At 69.4% G+C, this 22803-nt stretch carries 29 protein-coding genes; 28 read left to right on the forward strand and 1 reads right to left on the reverse strand.

Translation table 11 applies throughout. From position 1 onward, the window contains the following. Positions 1-2 precede the first annotated feature (2 nt). From rplF to ACI2JZ_RS14440, 28 genes are all read left to right on the forward strand, one after another. The gene (gene rplF, locus ACI2JZ_RS14305; RefSeq protein WP_247634096.1) at positions 3-539 is read left to right on the forward strand and encodes a 50S ribosomal protein L6; all 537 of its coding nucleotides are present in this window, start codon (positions 3-5) and stop codon (positions 537-539) included. A gap of 2 nt (positions 540-541) precedes the next feature. Further along, positions 542-901: a 50S ribosomal protein L18 gene (gene rplR, locus ACI2JZ_RS14310; RefSeq protein ID WP_247625170.1), complete on the forward strand. Its 360-nt coding sequence runs from the start codon at positions 542-544 to the stop codon at positions 899-901. Positions 902-921: 20 nt separating this feature from the next. Then, a complete protein-coding gene (gene rpsE / locus ACI2JZ_RS14315) occupies positions 922-1599 on the forward strand; it encodes a 30S ribosomal protein S5 (protein ID WP_282185367.1) in 678 nt (225 codons plus the stop codon). Next, positions 1599-1784 carry a 50S ribosomal protein L30 gene (rpmD, locus tag ACI2JZ_RS14320; RefSeq protein WP_017201575.1) on the forward strand — a complete coding sequence of 62 codons (186 nt, stop codon included), beginning with the start codon at positions 1599-1601 and terminating at the stop codon, positions 1782-1784. The genes rpsE and rpmD overlap by 1 nt, the downstream gene beginning before the upstream one ends. Then, a complete protein-coding gene (gene rplO / locus ACI2JZ_RS14325; RefSeq protein ID WP_404598202.1) occupies positions 1784-2419 on the forward strand; it encodes a 50S ribosomal protein L15 in 636 nt (211 codons plus the stop codon). Before rpmD ends, rplO begins: the two co-directional genes overlap by 1 nt. A gap of 129 nt (positions 2420-2548) precedes the next feature. Further along, positions 2549-3871: a preprotein translocase subunit SecY gene (gene secY / locus ACI2JZ_RS14330; protein ID WP_247625168.1), complete on the forward strand. Its 1323-nt coding sequence runs from the start codon at positions 2549-2551 to the stop codon at positions 3869-3871. Next, a complete protein-coding gene (locus ACI2JZ_RS14335) occupies positions 3868-4464 on the forward strand; it encodes an adenylate kinase (RefSeq protein ID WP_247625167.1) in 597 nt (198 codons plus the stop codon). The genes secY and ACI2JZ_RS14335 overlap by 4 nt, the downstream gene beginning before the upstream one ends. Positions 4465-4475: 11 nt before the next feature. Continuing rightward, positions 4476-5324, forward strand: coding sequence for a type I methionyl aminopeptidase (map, locus tag ACI2JZ_RS14340; RefSeq protein WP_247625166.1), 849 nt, complete (start codon positions 4476-4478; stop codon positions 5322-5324). 163 nt (positions 5325-5487) lie between these two features. Beyond that, positions 5488-6147, forward strand: coding sequence for a thioredoxin domain-containing protein (locus ACI2JZ_RS14345; RefSeq protein ID WP_247625165.1), 660 nt, complete (start codon positions 5488-5490; stop codon positions 6145-6147). 225 nt (positions 6148-6372) lie between these two features. Continuing rightward, positions 6373-6594, forward strand: coding sequence for a translation initiation factor IF-1 (gene infA / locus ACI2JZ_RS14350; RefSeq protein WP_017201569.1), 222 nt, complete (start codon positions 6373-6375; stop codon positions 6592-6594). A gap of 64 nt (positions 6595-6658) precedes the next feature. Continuing rightward, complete coding sequence (rpmJ, locus tag ACI2JZ_RS14355; RefSeq protein WP_005050492.1) at positions 6659-6775, forward strand: 50S ribosomal protein L36; 117 nt, start codon at positions 6659-6661, stop codon at positions 6773-6775. A 131-nt stretch (positions 6776-6906) separates the two neighbouring features. Then, entirely contained in the window at positions 6907-7281 is a 375-nt protein-coding gene (gene rpsM / locus ACI2JZ_RS14360) for a 30S ribosomal protein S13 (protein WP_017201568.1), read from the forward strand. Between the two features lie 31 nt (positions 7282-7312). Then, positions 7313-7711 carry a 30S ribosomal protein S11 gene (rpsK, locus tag ACI2JZ_RS14365; RefSeq protein ID WP_017829189.1) on the forward strand — a complete coding sequence of 133 codons (399 nt, stop codon included), beginning with the start codon at positions 7313-7315 and terminating at the stop codon, positions 7709-7711. 149 nt (positions 7712-7860) lie between these two features. Then, entirely contained in the window at positions 7861-8850 is a 990-nt protein-coding gene (locus ACI2JZ_RS14370) for a DNA-directed RNA polymerase subunit alpha (RefSeq protein WP_247625164.1), read from the forward strand. Between the two features lie 33 nt (positions 8851-8883). After that, positions 8884-9417: a 50S ribosomal protein L17 gene (rplQ, locus tag ACI2JZ_RS14375; protein ID WP_247625163.1), complete on the forward strand. Its 534-nt coding sequence runs from the start codon at positions 8884-8886 to the stop codon at positions 9415-9417. 83 nt (positions 9418-9500) lie between these two features. Continuing rightward, positions 9501-10349 (forward strand): ion transporter, encoded by an 849-nt coding sequence (locus ACI2JZ_RS14380; protein WP_404598204.1) that lies wholly within the window; start codon positions 9501-9503, stop codon positions 10347-10349. A 48-nt stretch (positions 10350-10397) separates the two neighbouring features. Then, a complete protein-coding gene (locus ACI2JZ_RS14385; protein ID WP_404598206.1) occupies positions 10398-11201 on the forward strand; it encodes a sulfite exporter TauE/SafE family protein in 804 nt (267 codons plus the stop codon). A gap of 50 nt (positions 11202-11251) precedes the next feature. Next, positions 11252-11698 (forward strand): MaoC family dehydratase N-terminal domain-containing protein, encoded by a 447-nt coding sequence (locus ACI2JZ_RS14390; protein ID WP_404598208.1) that lies wholly within the window; start codon positions 11252-11254, stop codon positions 11696-11698. Beyond that, complete coding sequence (locus ACI2JZ_RS14395) at positions 11698-12096, forward strand: MaoC/PaaZ C-terminal domain-containing protein (protein WP_391478584.1); 399 nt, start codon at positions 11698-11700, stop codon at positions 12094-12096. Before ACI2JZ_RS14390 ends, ACI2JZ_RS14395 begins: the two co-directional genes overlap by 1 nt. Before the next feature lie 14 nt (positions 12097-12110). Further along, entirely contained in the window at positions 12111-13241 is a 1131-nt protein-coding gene (locus ACI2JZ_RS14400) for a UDP-N-acetylmuramate dehydrogenase (RefSeq protein ID WP_404598580.1), read from the forward strand. Positions 13242-13248: 7 nt separating this feature from the next. Next, on the forward strand, positions 13249-13854 hold the full coding sequence (pnuC, locus tag ACI2JZ_RS14405) for a nicotinamide riboside transporter PnuC (protein ID WP_404598209.1): 606 nt from the start codon (positions 13249-13251) through the stop codon (positions 13852-13854). Next, on the forward strand, positions 13851-15029 hold the full coding sequence (locus tag ACI2JZ_RS14410; protein WP_336642229.1) for an AAA family ATPase: 1179 nt from the start codon (positions 13851-13853) through the stop codon (positions 15027-15029). Before pnuC ends, ACI2JZ_RS14410 begins: the two co-directional genes overlap by 4 nt. 23 nt (positions 15030-15052) lie before the next feature. Then, complete coding sequence (locus tag ACI2JZ_RS14415) at positions 15053-16624, forward strand: AAA family ATPase (protein WP_404598210.1); 1572 nt, start codon at positions 15053-15055, stop codon at positions 16622-16624. Further along, positions 16621-17298, forward strand: coding sequence for a potassium transporter Kef (locus ACI2JZ_RS14420; RefSeq protein WP_404598211.1), 678 nt, complete (start codon positions 16621-16623; stop codon positions 17296-17298). The genes ACI2JZ_RS14415 and ACI2JZ_RS14420 overlap by 4 nt, the downstream gene beginning before the upstream one ends. Then, positions 17295-19139: a VWA domain-containing protein gene (locus tag ACI2JZ_RS14425; RefSeq protein ID WP_404598212.1), complete on the forward strand. Its 1845-nt coding sequence runs from the start codon at positions 17295-17297 to the stop codon at positions 19137-19139. Before ACI2JZ_RS14420 ends, ACI2JZ_RS14425 begins: the two co-directional genes overlap by 4 nt. Further along, positions 19132-19770 carry a phosphohydrolase gene (locus tag ACI2JZ_RS14430; RefSeq protein WP_404598213.1) on the forward strand — a complete coding sequence of 213 codons (639 nt, stop codon included), beginning with the start codon at positions 19132-19134 and terminating at the stop codon, positions 19768-19770. Before ACI2JZ_RS14425 ends, ACI2JZ_RS14430 begins: the two co-directional genes overlap by 8 nt. Then, positions 19763-21151 (forward strand): AMP-binding protein, encoded by a 1389-nt coding sequence (locus tag ACI2JZ_RS14435; RefSeq protein ID WP_404598215.1) that lies wholly within the window; start codon positions 19763-19765, stop codon positions 21149-21151. Before ACI2JZ_RS14430 ends, ACI2JZ_RS14435 begins: the two co-directional genes overlap by 8 nt. Next, entirely contained in the window at positions 21148-21549 is a 402-nt protein-coding gene (locus tag ACI2JZ_RS14440) for a glyoxalase/bleomycin resistance/extradiol dioxygenase family protein (protein ID WP_247956738.1), read from the forward strand. Before ACI2JZ_RS14435 ends, ACI2JZ_RS14440 begins: the two co-directional genes overlap by 4 nt. 27 nt (positions 21550-21576) lie before the next feature. Here ACI2JZ_RS14440 and ACI2JZ_RS14445 read toward each other — a convergent pair whose 3' ends face one another. Beyond that, on the reverse strand, positions 21577-22779 hold the full coding sequence (locus tag ACI2JZ_RS14445) for a pyridoxal phosphate-dependent aminotransferase (RefSeq protein WP_404598216.1): 1203 nt from the start codon (positions 22777-22779) through the stop codon (positions 21577-21579). Between the last annotated feature and the right edge of the window lie 24 nt (positions 22780-22803).

Here is a 22803-nt window from a genome sequence, read left to right on the forward strand (position 1 = left end):
AAATGTCGCGTATTGGACGACTTCCCATCGACGTTCCCGCGGGCGTGACCGTTTCGGTCACCGGCCGCGAGGTCGCGGTGAAGGGCCCCAAGGGTGAACTCACCCTCACGGTGGCCAGCCCCATCGAGGTCGCGGTCGAGGAGAACCAGGTTCTGGTCACCCGTCCCGACGACGAGCGCGAGTCCCGGTCGCTTCACGGCCTGACCCGCACGCTCATCAACAACAACATCATCGGCGTGACCCAGGGCTACACCAAGGGTCTCGAGGTCGTCGGCACCGGTTACCGCGTCCAGCAGAAGGGCGGCTCGGTCGAGTTCGCTCTCGGCTTCTCGCACCCGGTCCTGATCGACCCGCCGGCGGGGATCACGCTCACGGTCGAGGGCACGAACAAGCTCACCGTCAGCGGTATCGACAAGCAGGCTGTCGGCGAGGCAGCTGCCAACATCCGCAAGATCCGTAAGCCGGAGCCCTACAAGGGCAAGGGCGTCCGCTACGCCGGCGAGAACGTGCGTCGCAAGGCCGGAAAGAGTGGTAAGTAACCATGGCTCTCAAGTCAAAGTCCGACGCCCGCGCGCGTCGTCACGCCCGCCTTCGCAAGAAGGTCGTCGGCACCGAGGTGCGTCCGCGCCTCGTCGTCAACCGTTCGGCCCGCCACGTCTTCGTGCAGCTGGTCGACGACAGCAAGGGTCACACCGTCGCGTCGGCATCGACGCTCGAGACCGACCTGCGCGGCTTCGAGGGTGACAAGACCGCCAAGGCCCGCAAGGTCGGCGAGCTCGTCGCCGAGCGCGCGAAGGCCGCCGGCGTTTCCGAGGCAGTGTTCGACCGTGGCGGTAACCGCTACGCCGGTCGTGTCGCCGCCATCGCCGATGGCGCCCGCGAAGGGGGTCTGGCACTGTGAGTGACAACAAGGAGAACGAAGTGACCGAAGCGGCTGCTGCCACTTCCGAGACGGCCGCCGGCACCACGCAGGCAGAGCCGACTCGCGACCAGCGCGACGGTCGTCGCGGTGGCCGCGGTGACCGCAACCAGGGTGGCCGCGACCGCAACTCGCGCGACCGTGGTGACAACCAGTTCCTGGAGCGCGTCGTCACCATCAACCGCGTCTCGAAGGTCGTGAAGGGTGGTCGTCGCTTCAGCTTCACCGCTCTCGTGGTCGTCGGTGACGGCAACGGTCTGGTGGGCGTCGGCTACGGCAAGGCCCGTGAGGTCCCTCTGGCGATCTCGAAGGGTGTCGAAGAGGCCAAGCGCAACTTCTTCCGCGTTCCGCGCGTCGGCAGCACCATCCCGCACCCCGTGCAGGGTGAGGCTGCGGCCGGTGTCGTGCTGCTGCGTCCGGCTGCCGCCGGTACCGGAGTTATCGCCGGTGGTCCCGTCCGCGCCGTGCTCGAGTGCGCTGGCATCCACGACGTCCTGTCGAAGTCGCTCGGTTCGTCGAACACGATCAACATCGTGCACGCGACCGTCGCCGCCCTGAAGCAGCTCGAGGAGCCCCGTGCGGTCGCCGCGCGTCGTGGCCTCGAGTTCGACCAGGTGGCACCGGCGCGTCTTGTCCGCGCCGAGGCCGAGGCCATCGCCGCACAGAAGGTAGGTGCCTGATGGCCGCCCGGCTCAAGGTCACACAGATCAAGTCCAAGGTGAGCGAGAAGCAGAACCAGCGCGACACGCTGCGCAGCCTCGGTCTCAAGCGGATCGGTGACACCACCGTCCGCCCCGACGACGCGCAGACGCGCGGTTACGTCAAGACCGTCGCACACCTCGTCAAGGTTGAGGAGATCGACTAATGGCTGAGAAGAACGAGGCCGTCGAGGCCGAGAAGGCCACGAAGAAGGCTGCAGCCCCCAAGGCCGCCGCCGAGAAGAAGCCCGCCGCGAAGAAGGCTCCGGCCAAGACCGCTGCGGCCGACGCCAAGGCGGAGGCTACCGCCAAGAAGCCGGCTGCCAAGAAGGCTGCGCCGAAGGCGGATGCTCCGGCATCGCGTCCCGGCGTGCTGAAGGTGCACCACCTGCGTCCCGTCCCCGGATCCAACACCGCCAAGACTCGCGTCGGCCGTGGTGAGGGCTCGAAGGGTAAGACCGCCGGTCGTGGAACCAAGGGCACCAAGGCTCGCAACACCGTTCGCGTCGGTTTCGAGGGTGGGCAGATGCCGCTGCACATGCGCACCCCGAAGCTGCGCGGGTTCAAGAACCCGTTCCGCGTCGAGTACCAGGTCGTGAACCTGGAGAAGCTCGCGGAGCTCTACCCCCAGGGTGGAGACGTCACCATCAGCGACCTGGTCGCCAAGGGTGCGGTTCGGAAGAACGAGAAGGTCAAGGTTCTGGGCAACGGCGACATCGCCGTGAAGCTCACCGTCGCGGTCGACAAGGTCTCGGGTTCTGCCGAGCAGAAGATCGTGGCTGCGGGCGGTTCCGTCAAGTAACCACAGCAGGGAAGGGGTCGGAGATTCTCCGGCCCCTTCTGTGCACATGGATGCCGAGAACCGCGTTTAGGTTACTCTGGTCTTTCAGCCGCCCATCGGTCGCGGCAACCCCTTTCAGGAGGCACGTTCTTGTTTAGCGCCATCGCGCGGATCTTCCGCACTCCCGACCTGCGTCGGAAGATCGGTTTCACCCTGGCCATCATCGCCATCTACCGACTCGGCTCCAACGTTCCCGCTCCGTTCGTGAACTTCCCGAACGTCGAGGAGTGCCTCGCGGCCAACAACGGGACCGAGGGTCTTCTCGGTCTGGTCAACCTCTTCTCGGGTGGCGCACTCCTGCAGCTGTCGATCTTCGCGCTGGGTGTCATGCCCTACATCACCGCGACGATCATCACGCAGCTCCTGCGCGTGGTCATCCCGCACTTCGAGGCGCTGCACAAGGAAGGCCAGGCCGGCCAGGCCCGCCTCACCCAGTACACGCGTTACCTCACCATCGCCCTCGCGCTGCTGCAGTCGACGACTCTCGTCACCGTCGCGCGCAGCGGCCAGCTGTTCGGCACGACCGATCTCGCTGCCTGCCAGAACCTGCTCACGAACGACGTCTGGTGGGCACAGCTGCTCATCATCATGGCGATGACCGCCGGTACCGGCCTCATCATGTGGTTCGCCGAGCTGGTCACCGAGCGCGGCGTCGGCAACGGCATGTCGCTCCTCATCTTCACCTCGATCGCCGCGACCTTCCCCGGCGCGATGAGCCTCATCTGGCAGACGAAGGGCTTCGAGGTCTTCCTGCTCGTGCTGCTCGTCGGAATCATCGTCATGGGTCTCGTCGTGTTCGTCGAGCAGTCGCAGCGGCGCATCCCGGTGCAGTACGCCAAGCGGATGGTCGGACGCCGTACCTACGGCGGCACGAACACCTACATCCCGATCAAGGTCAACATGGCGGGTGTGATCCCGGTCATCTTCGCCTCGTCGCTGCTGTACATCCCCGCGCTCATCGCGCAGTTCAACACCCCGCAGGACGGCTCGACGCCCGCCGCGTGGGTCACCTGGATCAGCACGTACTTCACCACGGGCAACCACCCGATCTACATGGCGGCGTACTTCCTGCTCATCATCGGCTTCACCTACTTCTACGTCGCGATCACGTTCAACCCGGTCGAGGTCGCCGACAACATGAAGAAGTACGGCGGTTTCATTCCCGGCATCCGCGCGGGTCGTCCGACCGCCGAGTACCTCGACTACGTCCTGACGCGCATCACGCTGCCGGGCTCGATCTACCTGGGTCTGATCGCCCTCATCCCGCTGATCGCCCTGGCGACGGTCGGTGCCAACCAGAACTTCCCGTTCGGTGGCGCGTCGATCCTCATCATCGTCGGTGTGGGTCTCGAGACGGTCAAGCAGATCGACGCCCAGCTGCAGCAGCGTCACTACGAAGGGCTCCTCCGATGACGGCATCCGCACGTCTCCTGATCGTCGGCCCGCAGGGCTCCGGCAAGGGCACGCAGGGTGTGCGCATCGCCGAGACCTTCGGCATCCCCGTGGTCTCGACGGGCGACATCTTCCGCGCCAACATCAAGGGCGGCACGGAACTCGGACAGAAGGTGACCGCGATCCTCGACCGCGGCGACCTGGTCCCCGACGAGCTGACGGGCGAGATCGTCCGCGATCGTCTGGCGCAGGACGACGCCGCGAACGGCTTCCTCCTCGACGGGTATCCCCGCAACACGGCTCAGGTCGGTCACCTCGAGGAGTTCCTCGCGGGACGTGGCGAGTCGCTCGACGCCGTGATCCTCCTCGACGTGCCGCGCGACGAGAGCATCTCGCGTCTGAGCCTCCGTGCGATCGAGCAGGGGCGCTCCGACGACACCGAAGAGGCGATCGCCCACCGGCTCGACATCTACGAGCGAGAGACCGCTCCGATCATCGACGTCTACAGCGAGAAGGGCATCGTCGACCGTATCGACGGCGTCGGCTCGCTCGACGAGATCACGGAGCGCATCGTCGCCGCGCTCGACGCACGCGGTCTGCGCGTCGCCGTCTGAGCGGCTCCGAGATGTTCCGCCGGTCGATCTACAAGACCCCGGCCCAGCTCCGATCGATGGTCGAGCCCGGGCTGATCACGGCGGCGGCGCTCGACGCCGTCCGTCCGCTGATCCGCCCCGGGGTGACGACGCTCGAGCTCGACGCCGAGGCGAATCGCGTGATCCTCGCTCGCGGCGCGGAATCGAACTTCCAGCTCGTGCGCGGTTATCACCACACGATCTGCGTCTCGGTCAACGAGCAGGTCGTGCACGGCATCCCCGGCGATCTGGTGCTGCAGCCCGGCGACATCGTCTCGGTCGACTGCGGTGCGCAGTACCAGGGGTGGAACGGCGACAGTGCGATCACCGTCGTCGTCCCCGATGAGACGCGACCGGACGTCGTCGCGAATCGCGAGGAGCTCTCGCGCGTGACGGAAGGGTCCATGTGGGCCGGCATCGCCGCGATGGCGACCGCCTCGCATCTCGGTGACCTGGGCGCCGCGATCCAGGGGTACATCGAGGCCCAGGGCCCCTCCGCCGTGTCGGGGGAGACCTACGGCATCCTGCGCGAGTACGTCGGCCATGGCATCGGCCGCAAGATGCACGAGGCGCCGAGCGTCTTCAACTACCGCACGCCCGACCCCGGAGCCGAGGTGAAGCCGGGCCTCGTGCTCGCGATCGAGCCGATGGTGACCGCGGGCGGCGAGGAGACGTTCATCGAGGACGACGACTGGACCGTCTCGACCGTCGACGGCTCGGACGGCTCGCACTGGGAGCACAGCGTCGCCGTGCACGAGAACGGGCTCTGGGTGCTCACCGCCCCCGACGGCGGCGCAGCGGGCCTCGCGCCCTTCGGGGTGACGCCGGTTCCCGTCGCCTGACGCTCCCGAGCATCTCGTCTCATCGGCTGCCCCCGGCATCCGTTACGCAAGCGTGAACTGCAGGCAAGGTTCGCCTCACACGAACCCCATAGGCTGATGCAGGAAGATCACAGGGTACTTGCGTCCGCAATAACTGCGGCGAGACCGAGAGAAACGGAAGACAATGGCAGCGGCGAAGAGCAACACCAACTGGTTCGCGATCGGGGTGTCCGCAGCAGTCGTCGTCGTGCTGGTCGTCCTCGGCGGGCTCGTGGTGTTCCTGAACAACCAGGCCACGGCCCCCGGCGTCGCCCCCGAGGGTGGCAACGTCAACCAGGAGACCGGCGCGATCAGCTTCGGTGGCGGCGATGACGAGGTCGACGTCTTCGTCGACTTCATGTGCCCAATCTGCGGCGACTTCGAAGACGCGTACGGCGAGCAGCTCCAGTCCGCCGCCGCGAGCGATGACATCACGCTGAACATCCACCCGATCTCGATCCTCGACCGGTACTCGCAGAACACGAAGTACTCGACCCGTGCCGCGGGTGCCGCGTACTGCGTCGCGGAGAACGCGCCGGACTCGTTCCTCGACTTCTTCAACTTCATGTTCACCAACCAGCCGCAGGAGAACACTGCCGGCTACACCGACGAAGAGCTCGCGTCCTACGCCGAGCAGGTCGGGGCGGGTGCGGCAGCCGACTGCATCGCGGACGGCACCTACATGAACTTCGTTCGCGACCAGACCAACCAGCACGAGATCCAGGGCACGCCCACCGTCGAGATCAACGGTGAGCGCATCGAGAACGCCGACATCCAGTCGCGCTTCGCGCAGATCCTGCCCTGAGCGGATCCGCATCACGACGAGGGCGGTCCCGTCGCGGGGCCGCCCTCGTGGCGTGCACGGCGGGCGACGCGCGGATGCTTCCGGCTCAGGTTGCCGGATGCCCCGGCGTCGTCTAACATAGATCTTTGGTGCCTTGCGCACTGATTCGGCGTGTCCGTCGGCGCAGCACCAACAAACCAATCACCCACCGCAGATCGACCGGTCTGCAGAAGCGTCAGCGAGGCTATGGCTAAGAAAGACGGTGTCATCGAGATCGAGGGCGTGATCTCCGAGGCTCTTCCCAACGCGATGTTCCGCGTTGAGCTCAGCAACGGACACAAGGTCCTGGCAACGATCTCCGGCAAGATGCGGCAGAACTACATCCGTATCATCCCCGAGGACCGCGTGGTCGTGGAGCTCAGCCCCTACGACCTCACCCGCGGCCGTATCGTCTACCGCTACCGCTGATCGGTCGAGAAGTAACGGCCTGCCCCGCAGCGGGGCGGTACGAAGACAGCGAACAGGAAACATCATGAAGGTCAACCCCAGCGTCAAGCCCATCTGCGATCACTGCAAGGTGATCCGCCGCCACGGCCGCGTCATGGTGATCTGCAAGAGCAACCCGCGCCACAAGCAGCGCCAGGGCTGATCACTCTTCTGATCTGACACAACTGAATACACGAACGGCAGGATCAGATCCCACGCGAGTGGGGGACACCTCGGGGCGGAGGCCCGGGCACCGATCCTGTTCCACACCTCCACAACACCCAGGAGAACCGCATGGCACGTCTTGCCGGCGTTGACATCCCGCGCGACAAGCGCGTGGTGATCGCCCTTACCTACATCTACGGCGTCGGCCGTACCCGCTCGGTCGAGATCCTCAAGGCGACCGACATCGATGAGAGCATCCGCGTGAAGGACCTCAGCGACGACCAGCTGATCGCCCTCCGCGACCACATCGAAGGCAACTACAAGGTGGAGGGTGACCTCCGCCGTGAGGTCGCCGCAGACATCCGCCGCAAGGTCGAGATCGGCTCCTACGAGGGCATCCGCCACCGTCGTGGTCTCCCGGTCCGCGGTCAGCGCACCAAGACCAACGCCCGTACCCGCAAGGGCCCGAAGCGCACCGTCGCCGGCAAGAAGAAGGCCCGCTAAGCGCGGCCCCAGGGACTAGGAGAACACTTTCATGGCTGCACCCAAGGCCGCCGCGCGCAAGCCGCGCCGCAAGGAAAAGAAGAACATCGCGCTGGGCCAGGCCCACATCAAGTCGACGTTCAACAACACGATCGTCTCGATCACCGACCCGTCCGGCGCCGTCATCGCGTGGGCATCGTCGGGTGGCGTGGGCTTCAAGGGCTCGCGCAAGTCGACCCCGTACGCCGCCGGCATGGCAGCCGAGTCGGCTGCCCGCCAGGCCGCCGAGCACGGCGTCAAGAAGGTCGACGTCCTCGTGAAGGGTCCGGGCTCCGGCCGCGAGACCGCGATCCGCTCGCTCCAGGCAGCCGGCCTCGAGGTGGGCTCGATCCAGGACGTCACCCCGCAGGCGCACAACGGATGCCGCCCGCCGAAGCGTCGCCGCGTCTGATCCGGCTCGCGAGCCGCTCGCCCCGTCCCGTTCTCTGAGCGGTCGGGGCCGAGCGGCTCGCCCGCCCGTTCGCGGGCATCGACTTCCACAACTCAAGACCTCACCCACCACATGTCATATAGCGGTCATGTGATCGAAAGGAACACAGAGTGCTCATTGCACAGCGTCCCACACTCACCGAGGAAAAGATCGTCGAGAACCGGAGCCGGTTCATCATCGAGCCTCTGGAGCCCGGCTTCGGATACACGATCGGCAACGCGCTGCGTCGCAGCCTGCTGTCGTCGATCCCCGGTGCCGCTGTCACCAGCGTCCGTCTCGACGGCGTGCTGCACGAGTTCAGCACGATCCCCGGCGTGAAGGAGGATGTCACCGAGATCATCCTCAACATCAAGCAGCTGGTCGTCTCCTCGGAGCGCGACGAGCCCATCACCGCGTACCTGCGCAAGACCGGTGCGGGCGAAGTGACCGCCGCTGACATCTCGGCTCCGGCCGGTGTCGAGGTGCACAACCCCGAGCTCGTCATCGCGACGCTCAACGACACCGCGAAGTTCGAGCTCGAGCTCACGATCGAGCGTGGCCGTGGCTACGTCTCGGCGACGCAGAACCGCAACGAGTACGCCGAGGCCGGTCAGATCCCGATCGACTCGATCTACTCGCCGGTCCTCAAGGTGAGCTACCGCGTCGACGCGACCCGTGCCGGGGAGCGCACCGACTTCGACAAGCTCGTCCTGGACGTCGAGACGAAGAACTCGATCAGCCCCCGCGACGCCGTCGCTTCGGCTGCCAAGACGCTCACCGAGCTGTTCGGTCTCGCTCGCGAGCTGAACGTCGAGGCCGAGGGCATCGAGATCGGCCCGGCGCCGGTGGAGGCTGTGAACTCCAGCGAGCTGTCGATGCCGATCGAGGACCTCGACCTGTCGGTCCGCTCGTACAACTGCCTGAAGCGTGAGGGCATCAATACCGTTTCCGAGCTCGTCGCCCTGTCGGAGACGCAGCTCATGAACATCCGCAATTTCGGCCAGAAGTCGGTCGACGAGGTGCGCGACAAGCTCATCTCGCTCGGTCTGTCGCTCAAGGATTCGGTGCCCGGTTTCGACGGCGCCCACTTCTACGGCGGCAGCGAAGACGAGTCCTTCTGATACCCGACCTTTCTGACCAGGAGTTAGACGATTATGCCCAAGCCCACTAAGGGTCCCCGCCTCGGAGGCGGCCCCGCCCACGAGCGCCTGCTGCTTGCCAACCTCGCCGCTGCGCTGTACACCCACAAGTCGATCAAGACGACCGAGACGAAGGCCAAGCGCCTGCGTCCGCTCGCCGAGCGTCTCATCACCTTCGCCAAGCGCGGAGACCTGCACGCACGCCGTCGCGTGCTCTCGGTCATCGGTGACAAGGAAGTCGTGCACACGCTCTTCACCGAGATCGCTCCGCTGGTCGCTGACCGCGAGGGTGGCTACACGCGCATCACCAAGGTCGGCAACCGCAAGGGCGACAACGCTCCCATGGCCGTGATCGAGCTCGTCCTCGAGCCCGTCACGCCGAAGGCGAAGTCGACCAAGAAGGCCGCTGCCGCCCCCCAGGCGGAGAAGCCGGTCGAGGAGGCTCCCGCCGAGGAGACCGCCGAGGTCGTCGAGGAGGCTCCCGCCGAGGAGGCTCCCGCCGCCGAAGACACCACCGAGGCGCCTGCCGCCGAGGAGAAGTCCGAGTAATCACTCGACTCGTGAGAAGCCCGTCACCTCTGAGGTGGCGGGCTTCTTCGCGTGTACGGCGGACGGCATGAAAGGATTCCGTCATGCGAACGGACGCCTGGCACTCGCGAGCGGCGGTGGGACGCTTCGTGCTCTCGTCGCCGGTGCAGACCTTCATCATCGTCGTCATCCTCGTCAACGCCGTGATCCTCGGGTTGGAGACCTCCCCGGCGGTGACGGAGTCGTTCGGCGGGCTGCTGCACGTGCTCGACAAGATCTGTCTCGGCATCTTCCTGATCGAGATCGCGCTCAAGCTGTACGCCGAACGCCTGGGGTTCTTCCGCAACGCGTGGAACGTGTTCGACTTCCTGGTGATCGGCGTGGCCCTGATCCCGGGCGCCGACGGCTTCGCGGTGTTGCGGGCGCTGCGGGTGCTGCGGGTGCTGCGTCTGATCTCGGTGATCCCTTCGCTGCGTCGTGTCGTCGACGCGCTCGTGCGCGCGGTGCCCGGCATCGTCTCCATCGCGGCGCTGCTGGTGATCGTGTTCTACGTCGGTGCGGTGATGTCGACGATGCTGTTCGGGGCGCGCTTCCCCGAGTACTTCGGTGACATGGGGGCGTCGCTCTTCTCGCTCTTCCAGATCATGACGCTCGACTCCTGGAGTGCGATCGCGCGGACGGTGAGCGCCGAGATCCCGTGGGCGCCGGCGTTCTTCGTGCCCTTCGTGCTGATCAGCGCGCTGACGGTCCTCAACCTGTTCATCGCGGTGATCGTCGACGCGATGCAGGGCCTCGACGAGGACCGCGTCCGCAACGGCGAGGCCCCCGTCCACGAGGTGACCGTCGGCGGTCACGGCGAGGCCGCGGTGCTCGCCGAGCTGCGCGAGCTGCGCGCGCAGGTCGCGCAGCTGACGAAGAGCCTCGAGTCCGGCGCACGCCCCCCGCGGGAGTAGGCTGGCGGACGGTGCGGCCAGGTCCAGGGCCGCGTGAGAAGGAGAGACGTGAACGACGCGGCCACGAGACCGTTCCGCGGACCGCGGGCCTACACGACGTTCATCGGGATCGGCCTGCTCGCCGGCCTCCTCTCCGGACTCTTCGGGGTCGGCGGCGGCACGGTGATCGTCCCGCTGCTGGTGCTGTTCCTGCACTTCGATCAGCGTCTCGCGGCCGGTACCTCGCTCGCCGCGATCGTCCCCACCGCGGCCGTCGGCGTGATCTCGTACGCCGCCTCGGGGTCCGTCGCGTGGATCCCCGCCCTGATCCTCGCCGCGGGCGCCGTCGTCGGCGCCCAGATCGGCACCCGCCTGCTGCCGCGCATCTCGCAGACCGCCCTGCGCTGGGGCTTCGTGGGTTTCCTCCTCGTCGTGATCGTGAGCCTCTTCCTCGTGATCCCCTCGCGGGACGCGCCCTTCGACCTCACCTGGATCTCGGGCATCGCGCTCGTCGTCGTCGGAGTGGGCACCGGTGTGCTCGCGGGCCTCATCGGCGTGGGCGGGGGTGTGATCGTCGTCCCGGTGCTCATGCTCGCCTTCGGCACGAGCGACCTGGTCGCCAAGGGAACGTCGCTCCTCATGATGATCCCCACCGCGGTCTCCGGCACGTTCGGCAACCTCCGCAACCGCAACGTCGATCTGCTCGCCGCCGCGCTCATCGGTGTCGCCGCCTGCACCACGACCGCACTCGGCGCCTGGCTCGCGACGCTGATCGATCCCGGCACGGGCAACATCCTCTTCGCGGCATATCTCGTCGTGATCGCGGTGCAGATGGCGATCAAGGCGATCCGGGGCCGCAAGAAGAAGGACTGACCGCACCGGCGGGCGGGGCGGCTGTCGGCGACCCTCGATAGGATCGAGGGGTGCCAGTGAACCCAGAACTGGTCGGCCGGGAGTTCCCGCCGACGCCCCCGTACCTCGTCGGTCGTGAGAAGGTGCGCGAGTTCGCCCGCGCCGTCTTCGCCGATGCTCCGCAGCACACCGACGTCGAGGCGGCCCGCGCGGCCGGCTTCGCGGACGTGGTCGCGCCCCCGACGTTCCCGATGGTCATCCAGGACCTCACGCTCCAGCAGCTCCTGGGCGCCGAGGACTCGGGCATCGTGCTGGCGCGCACGATCCACGCCGAGCAGCGCTTCGCGTACACGCGGCCGATCGTCGCGGGTGACGAGCTCACCGCGCAACTGCGGGTCACCGGCATCCGCATGATGGCCGGCAACGCGCTCATCACGAGCGAGGCCGAGATCACGGATGCCGCAGGTGCCCATGTCGTGACCGCGACCAGCGTGCTGCTGGTCGGAGAGGGGGAGTGATGGCGTACTCGATCGGAGACGTGATCGCCGAGCGCACCGTGCACCTGACGCGCGAGTCCCTCGTCCGTTACGCCGGGGCCTCCGGCGACTTCAACCCCATCCACTACCGCGACGACGTCGCCGCCTCCGTCGGGCTGCCCGGCGTGCTCGCGCACGGCATGCTCACGATGGGCATCGCCTCGTCGGTGGTCGTCGCGGCCCTCGACCCGCAGACCCGCATCCTCGACTACGGCGTGCGCTTCACGAAGCCCGTCGTCGTCGACCCCGAGCACGGTGCCGACGTGCACGTGCTGGCCACGATCGGCGCCGTCGACGAGACGGCCGCGCGGGTCGACCTCAAGGTCACCTTCGGCGAGGCCACCGTGCTCGTCAAGGCGCAGCTGCGCATCGCGGTCTGATGGGCGACGCCGAGGTGCACGAGATCACGCCGATCCCGCTTTCCGCGCTCACCACCATCGCCACGGGCGGTGCGCCCGAGCGGATGCTCGACGCCACGACCGCCGAGGGGCTCGTCAGTGCGCTCCGCGAGACATGGTCGCGCGGCGACGAGTGGTTCGTGCTCGGTGGAGGCTCGAACCTCTTCGTCGGCGACGAGCAGTTCGAGGGCACCGTCATCCGGGTGCTCACCCGCGGCATCGACGAGCTGCCCTCGCCCCACGAGGGCCGCATCCGGCTGCGCGCCCAGGCGGGCCACGGGTGGGACGAACTCGTCGCGTACGCGGTCGAACACGGCTACGCCGGGCTCGAGGCGATGAGCGGCATCCCCGGCACCGTCGGAGCCGCTCCCGTGCAGAACATCGGGGCGTACGGGCAGGAGATCCAGGAGACCCTGGTCGAGGTCGAGCTGATCGACGCGGTGACCGGCGAGATCTCGACGGTCCCCGCCTCCGAGCTGGGCCTCGGGTTCCGCACCTCGGTGCTCAAGCACCACTACGGCAGCGAGCCCGAGCGACGGGCCGTGATCCTGTCGATCACGGTCGATCTGCTGGTCGCGCGGGAGCGCATCGTGCGCGGTGAGCAGCTGCGCCGGGCGCTGACCCTCGGCGACGACGCCCCCGTGCCGCTGTCGTGGGTGCGCGAGCGCATCCTCGCCACGCGCGCCTCGAAGGGGATGCTGTGGGATCGGGTCGATCCCGATACGCACGGCGTCGGGTCGTTCTTCCAGAACGCGATCGTCACGGAGTCCGTCGCCCGCGCGCTCCCGCCGGAGTGTCCGCGCTGGCCGGTCTCACCCGACCTCGACACCGTCACCGTCATCCCGCTCGCGTCCTACGGAGGTCTGATCCCGGCACCGGCGCGCGAAGCGGCCGACGTCAAGGTCAGCGCCGCGTGGCTCATCGAGCAGGCCGGCATCCGCAAGGGATTCAAGCTGCCGCGTTCGCGCGCCTCGGTGTCGACCAAGCACGCGCTCGCCCTCACGAACCGGGGCGGCGCGACCGCCGCGGAGGTCGCCGAGCTCGCGCGCTTCATCCAGAGTCGGGTGCACAGCGAGTTCGGTCTCGTGCTGCAGCCCGAGCCGGTTCTCGTCGGCGTCGAGCTCTAGGCCCGTCGTGCTCGACTGGCTGATCGCCGAGTGGCAGCAGGTGCTCGGTTTCGTGACCGGCGCGGTCTGCGTGCTCCTGGCGGGGCTCCGCAACGTCTGGACGTATCCGATCGGCATCGCCAACAACGTCGTGCTCTTCGTCGTCTTCCTCGGCGCGGGTGTCTACGCCGCCGCCGGCCTGCAGGCGGTCTACCTCGTGATGGGCGTGCACGGCTGGTGGCGGTGGACACGGGGTGAGGAACAGAGTCGCACCTACATCGCGAGCACTCCGCGCCGGGCGGTGCCGTGGCTGGTGCTCGCGGTGATCGCCGGTGCCGCTGTGCTCGTGTGGGTGCTCACGTCGTTCACCGACTCGGAGGTCGCGGTCGCGGATGCGCTCACCACCTCGGCGAGCCTCGTCGCGCAGTACATGCTCAACCGCAAGTGGATCCAGAACTGGTTCGTCTGGATCGGCGTCGACGTCGTGATCATCGGCATCTCGATCGTCACCGGGCTGTGGGTCATCGCCGCGCTGTACCTGCTCTTCATCGGCCTGTGCGTGTTCGGCTTCACCTCGTGGCGCCGAGTGGCGGCCGACGAGCGGGAGCGCGAACGCGTCGAGGCGCCCGCGTGACGGCCGCCGCACCGCGCCGCGAGGGCCACGGGCTCGTGATCGGCAAGTTCTATCCGTTCCACAGCGGGCATTCGCACCTCATCCGCGAGGCCGAACGGCGCAGCGAGCGCGTCACCGTGCAGGTGCTCGGAGCATCCGTCGAATCGATCCCGCTCGAGACGCGCGCCGACTGGATCCGTGAATCGCACCCCGGCGCGCGGGTCGTGGCGGCGATGGACGACGCCCCGGTGGACTTCGGATCGGATGCCGCGTGGCGCGAGCACCTCGCCGTGATCGAGTCGCTGCTCGACGGACCCGTCGACACCGTCTACTCGTGCGACGCGTACGGCGGAGAACTCGCGCAGCGCCTCGGGGCCCACTGGGTCCGCATCGACGAGGGTCGACGGATCAACCCGGTGTCGGGCACGGCGATCCGCGCCGACCCCGCGGCGCTCTGGCACGAGCTCGCGCCGGCCGTGCGGGCGTCGCTCACTCCCCGGGTCGTCGTTCTCGGCGCCGAGTCGACCGGGTCGACGACGCTCGCCGAGGCGCTGGCCGCGCACCTCGGCACGCTGTGGGTTCCCGAGTACGGGCGGGAGCACTCCGAGGTGCGCGAGGGCGGGCTCGAGGCGCCCTGGCGCAGCGACGAGTTCGACCTCATCGTCGACCGGCAGATCGCCATCGAGGAGCGGGCGCTGCGCCGTGTGCCGCGCCCGGTGCTGGTGTGCGACACCGATGTGCTCGCGACCGCGCTCTGGCACGAGCGCTACGTCGGCACGGTCGCCGAGCGCCTGCACCGCGCCGCCGACGGCCACCGCCCCCTCCTCTACGTGCTCACGGGCGACGAGATCCCGTTCGAACAGGACGGCATGCGCGACGGCGAGCACATCCGCCACGACATGCAGCAGCGCTTCCGCGATGTCCTCGCCGCGCAGCCGGTGCCCTGGCTCGAGGTGCGCGGCGACGTGCCGGCGCGCGTGCAGGCCGCGGCATCCGCTCTCGAACCGCTGCTGGCCGCGCACCTCAGCTTCGCGATCCCGCTCGAGGCGCGCCCGATGGACGAGCAGCGCGCCCTGCAGCGCGCGGCCGCGCACGGGTCGGCTGCGTACGGCGCGGCTGCGCACGAGTCGGCAACGAACCGCGCGGACGCGCACGGGGCGGGCGGTCGGACCGGAGAGGGCGACGGGAGGCCCTGAGCCGCCGCCCGTAGGATGATCGCATGTCCGATCGCTGGAGCCGCGTGTCCGCATCGCCCACCAACCCGGGAGCCGATCACGGCGTCGGGCAGATGACCGCCGAGGATCTCTTCCGCCCGGCAGTGGCGGCGACCGCGGTGCCCCTTGACGAGAAGCTGCGCCAGGCCTACTACTGGATGGTCAATCGGGCCGTCATCTCCCCGTACTACGACATCGAGTTCTCGCACGGCGACCCGCTCTCGATCGCGCTCGGCGACGCCGATGCCAAGGTCTCGTTGCCCACTCAGGCATCCTTCTCGTCGAACGTGCTGCTGCCACTGCTCACGTTCGCGGTCGGCGGCAAGTGCCTCCTGATCGGCGGGCCGGGGCGCGGCAAGACGACGGTCGCCGTGCTCATGGGCGTGCTCGCCGGCACCGGGGCCGACGACGTGCGCCGGGCCGTGCAGCAGGGGCAGCCGCAGCTCACGGTGAGCGACCTCGTGGGCATCCCGCTGCCGCGCGACCTCGTCGAGGCCGAGAAGCTCAGCGACATCCGCATCGCGTGGCGCGACTGGCTCGGCCTCCCGGTGAAGATCATCGACGAGTACAACCGCATACCCACCAAGACGCAGTCGGCGCTGCTGACGATGGTCGCCGAGGGGTACGTCGAGAGCCATGACCAGATGCGGCGCACCGCACCGAACGGTGGCGTCGAGAGCTGGTTCTTCACCGCGAACGACGACGCGGGTGGCGGAACGTTCCCGGTGATCCAGGCGCTTCGAGACCGCATGGACGTCACGGTGCAGGCCGCGGGCTTCAACAGCCGCTTCCTCGACGAACTCATCACGCGGGTCGAGGCGGGCGAGAAGCCCGAGGAGCACGTGCCGACCGAACTTCGATTCGACGCGGCCGAGCAGGAGCGGATGCGCGCCCTGATCCGCGCCGTGCCCATCCCCGACGGCGTGCGCCATCGCCTGCGGTTCTTCCTCAGCCACTTCGAGTTCGTGCAGCACGGCGGACGCCGCTTCGAGTACCGCACGAAAGACGTCGTGACCACTGCGGGTGGCAGCGTCGGCGAGGTCATCGAGGCGAACAGCGGGGCCGACCTCGAGGTCGACCTCGGCGCCCAGACGCGCAACGGCCTGTCGGTGCGCGCCCTGCAGACGCTCATCCTCTACGCGAAGGCGATGGCCTGGTTCCGGGGAGCGGATGCCGTCGAACTCGCCGACATCGCCGCGATCCTGCCCTTCGTGCTGCGGGGCAAACTGCTGCCCAACGACACCCACCCGCGCTTCGACGTGGGCGCCGAGCGCGAACTCGCCACCGACACGGTCAGCTGGTTGAACGATCTGTTCGTGCAGTCGTGCCGCCAGTACGACGTGCTCGGACGTGACGCCGATGACCCGGTCGCCGCCCTCCTCGGCGAGCTCGACCGCGGACTCGACGGCGTCTCGGCCCTCGACGTCTCGCGTCGGATCACCGCGATCGAAGCGCAGCTGCGCCGCATCGCCGGCATCGGCAAGCTCTACGGTCGCGACTTCGACGACGTGATCGCGCTCAAGTACCTGCACCAGCGCTACACCGCCTTCGCCCGCTGGCAGGAGACCCGCGGGTGATCCGCCGCCCGCTGCAGCTCGCGAACGCGCGGGACTCCTTCCCGCCCGCGTCGCCGCCCGACCTGACGGCCGCCGGACTCGACATCGCCGCCGCGATCGAGGGCGTGCGTCGCGCGCACGGCGAGGTCGGGCTGTTCGTGCGGGCGCTCGCAGCGGGGTTCGCGGAGGATACGGATGCCGCGGCCGATCGCGAGCGGGCCCTCGACCTCGTCGCGATCGCGGCGTGGCGGTCCGGCGCCCTGGCCCTGCGTACCGATGCGCTGACCCGGCTCGAACGGATCGAGGCTGCGGTCGAGCGGCGGGCGGCCGCCGCGACCCTCGGCATCGGCATCGAGCTGCTCGAAGCCTTCCTGCGCCGACAGCGCACCGACCGGTTCTGGTGGCCGGGACGCGCGGACGAGCGCGGCTACGTGCTCGCGATCGGCGGTTTCCGCGGAGTCGGCGGCGCGTGGATCCGTCCGCCCGACCGGGTCGTGCGCCTCGCGGATGCCGGAGCGTTCGCGTTCCTCGTCGCGGGGGAGTGGTGGCGTCTCGACGCCGACGTGTGGTGCGCCCGGCTCACGGCGTCCGTCGAGCCCGAAGCTGCGGCATCCGATCCCGCGGCCGACGGCGTGAGCGTCGTCATCGGGCCCGACACCCACCTCGCCTGGGTGCACGTGCGAGACGCCGCGTGAGGACGGGCAAGGTTCCCCGCGCAGCGGTCGACGAGACCGTGCGCGCGGCCTGGGAGCGCGCGCTCGCGCTGTGGGGTGTACGACTGAACGACCCGATCGTGCTGCCCGGTGCGCACGCGAAAGCCGGGGCGCCCGCCTGGTTCACCTTCCCACCGTCCGTCTCGATCGACCCCGACTACCTCGCCGGCCGCGGCCTCGCCGACGAGCTCTGGAGCATGCTGGCGCACGAGGTCGGACACCACGTGCTCGCCCCGAGCACCCGGATCGACGGGCTGAAGGTGCGGCATCAGATGGCACGCGCGCTCGCCGCGGTCTCGTCGCGCGCACCCGCGGCATCCGATATCGGCCTGCTCGCCAACCTGTGGAACGATCTGCTCGTCAACACCCGGCTCGCGCAGTTGCAGCGGGCCGAGGCGGATGCCGCGGGCGAGCCGGGGATCATCCGTCTCGGTCGTGTGCTGTACCCCGCACCCGCGGACAGCGCCGATCGGCTGTGGTGGGTGTACTGCCGCGCCTACGAGATCCTGTGGCGGCTGCCGGCCGGCACGCTCTGCGCGATCGACGCCCCGCCCGCTCCGCCGCCCGCCGTCGCGCACGAACAGCTGCCGCCGCTCGACACGATCGCCGAGAGGCACCGCGAGAAGGAGCGCATCCTGCGCGAGCGCAAGGCCGAGAGCGCGCGCATCGCCGCCGAGCTCGCCGGCGCGCGCACGACGAATCCCGTCGTCGATGCCGCGCTGGTCGCCGATGCGGTGCGCACGTTCGGCGCCGACCCGGTGTCGGGTGCGGTGCGGTTCGGGGTGATCGCGGCGCCTTACATCGCCGAACGGCAGGATGCCGCGCGCGAGGTGCCCACCGTCGGCGGGGTCGGCTGCGCGGCGGACGAGAAGGGGCCGAGCGCCGAGGAACTCGGCCGCATCCTCGCGGATCAGCGTCTGCGCGGCGACCTCCCGGCGCATCCGGGGGCTGCGGAGGCGGTGGAGCCTGACGACGACGCGTCGTCGCAGCCCGGACAGCGCCTCGACGTCGCCCGCACGCTGGGGCTCTACTCCGACCTCGATCAGGCCGAGGTGCTCGCGGCCTGGTACCGCACCGAGGCGGCGAGTCGGGTGCGCCCCTACACGCGGCGCGCGCCGGCGCATCCCGCCGGAGGGCTCCCCGGGCCGCTCGAACTGTGGGAGACCGGAGACGCGATCGGCGACATCGACTGGGCCGCCACCCTGCGCGGCGGCCGGGTCATCCCCGGGGTGACCACGCGGCGCCGCTCGGAACTGGACGACGACCCGGTCGTGCGCGAGACGAGCATCGAGATCGACCTCTACATCGACTCGTCCGGGTCGATGCGCAACCCCCGCGCCGGGTCTCCGGCCGTGCTGGCCGGCACGATCCTCGCCCTGTCGGTGCTCCGCGGCGGCGGGCGCGTGCGCGTGACCAGTTTCTCCGCCGCCGGGCAGGTCGCGGGCATGGAGCGCGCCAGCCGCGACCCGGCCGAGATCGTCGGCGCTCTCTGCGTGTTCTTCGGCGGCGGCACTTCGTTCCCGCTCGATCTGTACGGCTCCCGCTACGCGGCTCTCCCGCGCGTGACCGAGGAGGTGCAGCGCCATGTCGTGGTGCTCTCCGACGACGGGCTCGTGTCGATGTTCGGCGTCGGGAACGAGCCCTTCGCGGGCGTCGCCCGGGCGGTGAGGGAGAAGCTCACCACGGGTACGCTCGTGCTCATGGACCGACTCCACCGCGTCTCCGACCTCGCCCGGCGCGACGGGTACGACGTGGTGTATCTGTCGAGCATGGACGATGCCCCCGCGGCCTGCGCCGCCCTCGCGGAGCGACTGCATGGCTGAGGCGGAGCGGGCGGAGAACGAGCAGGCGTCGACGGAAGAGCTGCTCGCGGCCTGGAGCGAGCGGTCCGGCGGGGAGCAGGAGGCGTGGACGCGCGCCCGCCCGGGCCCCGCACTCGACGCGATCGCCGCCCGGCTCTCGGCGGTGCCGCAGATGTTCCTCGACGACCGCGTCTCCGTGCGCGCGCTCGGGGGTGACGTGCTCGGGATGGCGCCGGCCTGCGTGCGCTTCGCCGGCGATGAGCGCGTGCGCCGGGGAGCGGCGATCGCGCTCTGGATCGTCGCGAGTGAAGAGCTCGTCGCCCCGTTCTCCTCCCCGGTGGGAGGGGGTGCCGCTGCCCTCGCGGTCGATGCGCTCGCACTGCGGCTCGCCCCCGTATCCGACCCGCTGAGTTGGATCTCCGACGACGAGCGACGCATCGAGGCAGCGCGCACGTTCCTGCTCTGGCGCGGATACCTGCCGGAGGGCGAAGACGCGCAGACCGCCTCGTCGCTGCTCGCCGCGGTCGACTCCCTCGCCCGCGACAAGGCGCTCGCGGACGCCTACGAGGGGCACCGGCATCGCGCCGAGATCGCCCGCAAGCTGCAGGAGGCGCGTCGCAAGGAGGCGGCGGCGCGGTACTCCAGTGAGTGACGCCGAGGGGGTCGGCGTTTCCGACGACCCCGACGCCATCGATCCGCTCGCACTCGCCGAGTACGCACCCGGGGCGGCAGCGGTGCTCACGGATGCCGAGCGCTGGCCGACCCTCGACGATGCGGGGGCCGCCCGCCTCACCCGGTGGCGACGGCATCCCGACGCCCCGCAGTGGACGCACGCGACCGGTGACCGGCTGAGCGCCGCGCAGGTCGAGCGAGTACGGCATCCGCTCCCGACGGACGGATGGCTCGCCGATCACCTGGCCGCGGTTCGCCGCACGCTGAGGCATCGGGCGATGCCCGCGGATGCCGCGCTCGCCGACTACCCGACCACCCGCCGCAGCGACCTCGTCGCCGACCTCGGTGCGCACGTGCCGCTCGACGCCGACCTCGGACGGATGCTGCACGGTACGAGCTCGGGGTCGACCGGTGCCGCCCTGCTGATCCCCGACGACGTCGAGGAGGTCGCACGCGGGTTCCACCTGCTGCGCGCGCTCGCCGCGCAGCAGGGCGCGACCGTCAGCGATGACGGTGAGCGGATGGCGGTCGCGAACCTGGTCTTCCAGCGCCAGGCGTTCACCTACGTCTCGGTGATCAGCAGCTTCGCCCACCGGGCGATGGCCCGGCTCAACCTGCACGTGTCGGCGTGGCCGGATGCCGACGCCCGACGCCGGTTCCTCGCCGACGCCGACCCGCAGATCCTCGGCGGGCACCCGACCAGCCTCGCCGAGCTCGTCGATGCGGGGCTCGACGGGGTGCTGCATCCCTCGGTGATCTTCTCGGGGGCGATGGCGTTGTCGGCCCCGTTGCGCGCGCGGTTGGAGCATGCGTTCGGGTGCCCCGTGATCGACGTCTACGGGCTGCACGAGACCCGGCCGATCGCCGCGCGCGCCGACGACGGCCCGTTCCGGGTGCTCGATCGTCGGGTCCTCGTCGAGGTGCTCGATCCGCGGCGCGACATCGCGGTGCCCGACGGAGAGGTCGGCGAGATCACGGTGACCGCGGGGGAGAACCCGTTGCTGCCGCTCGTGCGCTACCGCACCGGCGACTACGGGCGGCTCGTGCGGCTGCCCGACGGCGCGGTGGGGATCGCCGACCTCGAGGGGCGGGAGAACACCCGCTTCCGCGCGGGCGACGGGTCGCTCGTCGCGAGCGTCGACCTGACCCAGCACCTGCAGGCGCATGGCGCCGAGGGATGGTCGGTCGTGCAGGGCGACGACGGGGTCGTGCACGCGGCGATCGCCGGGGGAGACGCCCGGGCGATCGAGGCGGCGCTCGTCGCGCTGCTGGCGGTGCCGGTCGAGGTCACCGCGGTGGCGCGGGTGATCGACCTCGGCGAGGGCAAGCCGCGACGCTACCGCAGTACACTCGCGGGATGAGCGGACTCATCCCCTACCTCCTCTTCCCCGGCAACGCCGCGGAAGCCTTCGCTCACTACCAGGGCATCTTCGGTGGCGAGCTCCAGCTCTTCGACTACGCCGAGCTCGGTCGCCACGACGGCCCCGCCGACGCGATCGGGCACGGCATGCTGCGCGGGGTGGTCGAGCTCGCCGGTGCGGATGCCGGGGCCGACGACGACGCGGTGCAGATGGGCGGGATGTTCTTCTCGCTGCTGGGAACGGCGGATGCCGACACCCTCACGCGCTGGTTCGACGCGCTCGCCGCAGAAGGTCGGGTCATCTCTCCCTTGACCACCCGCCCGTGGGGCGACGTCGACGGGTCGCTCGTGGATCGCTACGGCATCCGCTGGTTGATCGGGTACCACCCGGAGGAGTGAGGCTCCTCCGGGTGACACCCGGATGCCTCAGGAGGCGAACAGGCGCTGCAGGCGCTGGATGCCTTCGAGCAGCGCGTCGTCGCCGAGTGCGTACGACAGGCGCAGGTAGCCGCTCGGGCCGAAGGCCTCGCCCGGGACGACCGCGACCTCGGCCTGCTCGAGGATGAGGTCGGCGAGCTCGAGCGACGTGGTCGGCGTGACGCCGCCCCAGGTGCGGCCGAGGAGCCCCTGCACATCGGGGTACACGTAGAAGGCGCCGAGGGGGTTCGGCACGACGACGCCCTCGATCTTCGAGAGCTCCGAGACGATGAGCCGGCGACGGCGGTCGAACGCTTCGCGCATCTGCTCGGCCTCGGTCTGCGGTCCGTTGAGTGCGGCGATCGCGGCCTTCTGGGCGACGTTGTTGACGTTGCTCGTCAGGTGCGACTGCAGGTTGCCGGCGATCTTGATCGCGTCGGCCGGGCCGACCATCCAGCCCACGCGCCAGCCCGTCATGGCGTAGGTCTTCGCGACGCCGTTGACGAGGATCGTCTGGCCGGCGACCTCGGGGACCGCCTCGACGATCGAGACCGCCGCGGTTCCCTCGTACGTGAGGTTCTGGTAGATCTCGTCGCTGATCACCCAGATGCCGTGCTCGAGGGCCCACTCGCCGATCGCCTTCGTCTCCTCGGCGGTGTACACCGACCCGGTGGGGTTCGACGGCGACACGAAGACGAGCGCGGTCGTGCGCGGGGTGCGGGCGGCCTCGAGCTGCGCGACCGTGACCTTGTAGTCCTGGTCGGCACCCGCGAACACCTCGACGGGCGTGCCGTCGGCGAGACGGATCGCCTCGGGGTACGTGGTCCAGTACGGTGCCGGCAGCAGCACCTCGTCGCCGGGGTTCACCACGGTCTGGAACGCCTGGTAGACCGACTGCTTGCCGCCGTTGGTCACGAGCACCTGGTTCGGCGAGACCTCGAGACCCGAGTCGCGCAGCGTCTTCGCGGCGATCGCCTCGCGCAGCGCCGGGAGGCCGGCGGCGGGCGTGTAGCGGTAGCTCGCGGGGTCGGCCAGGGCCTCGGCCGCGGCATCCACGATGAACTGCGGCGTCGCGAAGTCGGGCTCGCCGGCGGCATACGAGATGACGGGCTTGCCCTCCGCCTTCAGCGCCTTGGCCTTCGCGTCGACCTTGAGGGTCGCGGACTCGGCGATCGCGGACAGTTTGCGGGAGAGAGGAGCGCGTTCGGTCACGATTACGAGCGTACTCGGGGGCGC

The organism is Microbacterium sp. NPDC087868, assembly GCF_044900755.1.
Taxonomy (GTDB): Bacteria; Actinomycetota; Actinomycetes; order Actinomycetales; family Microbacteriaceae; genus Microbacterium; species Microbacterium galbinum.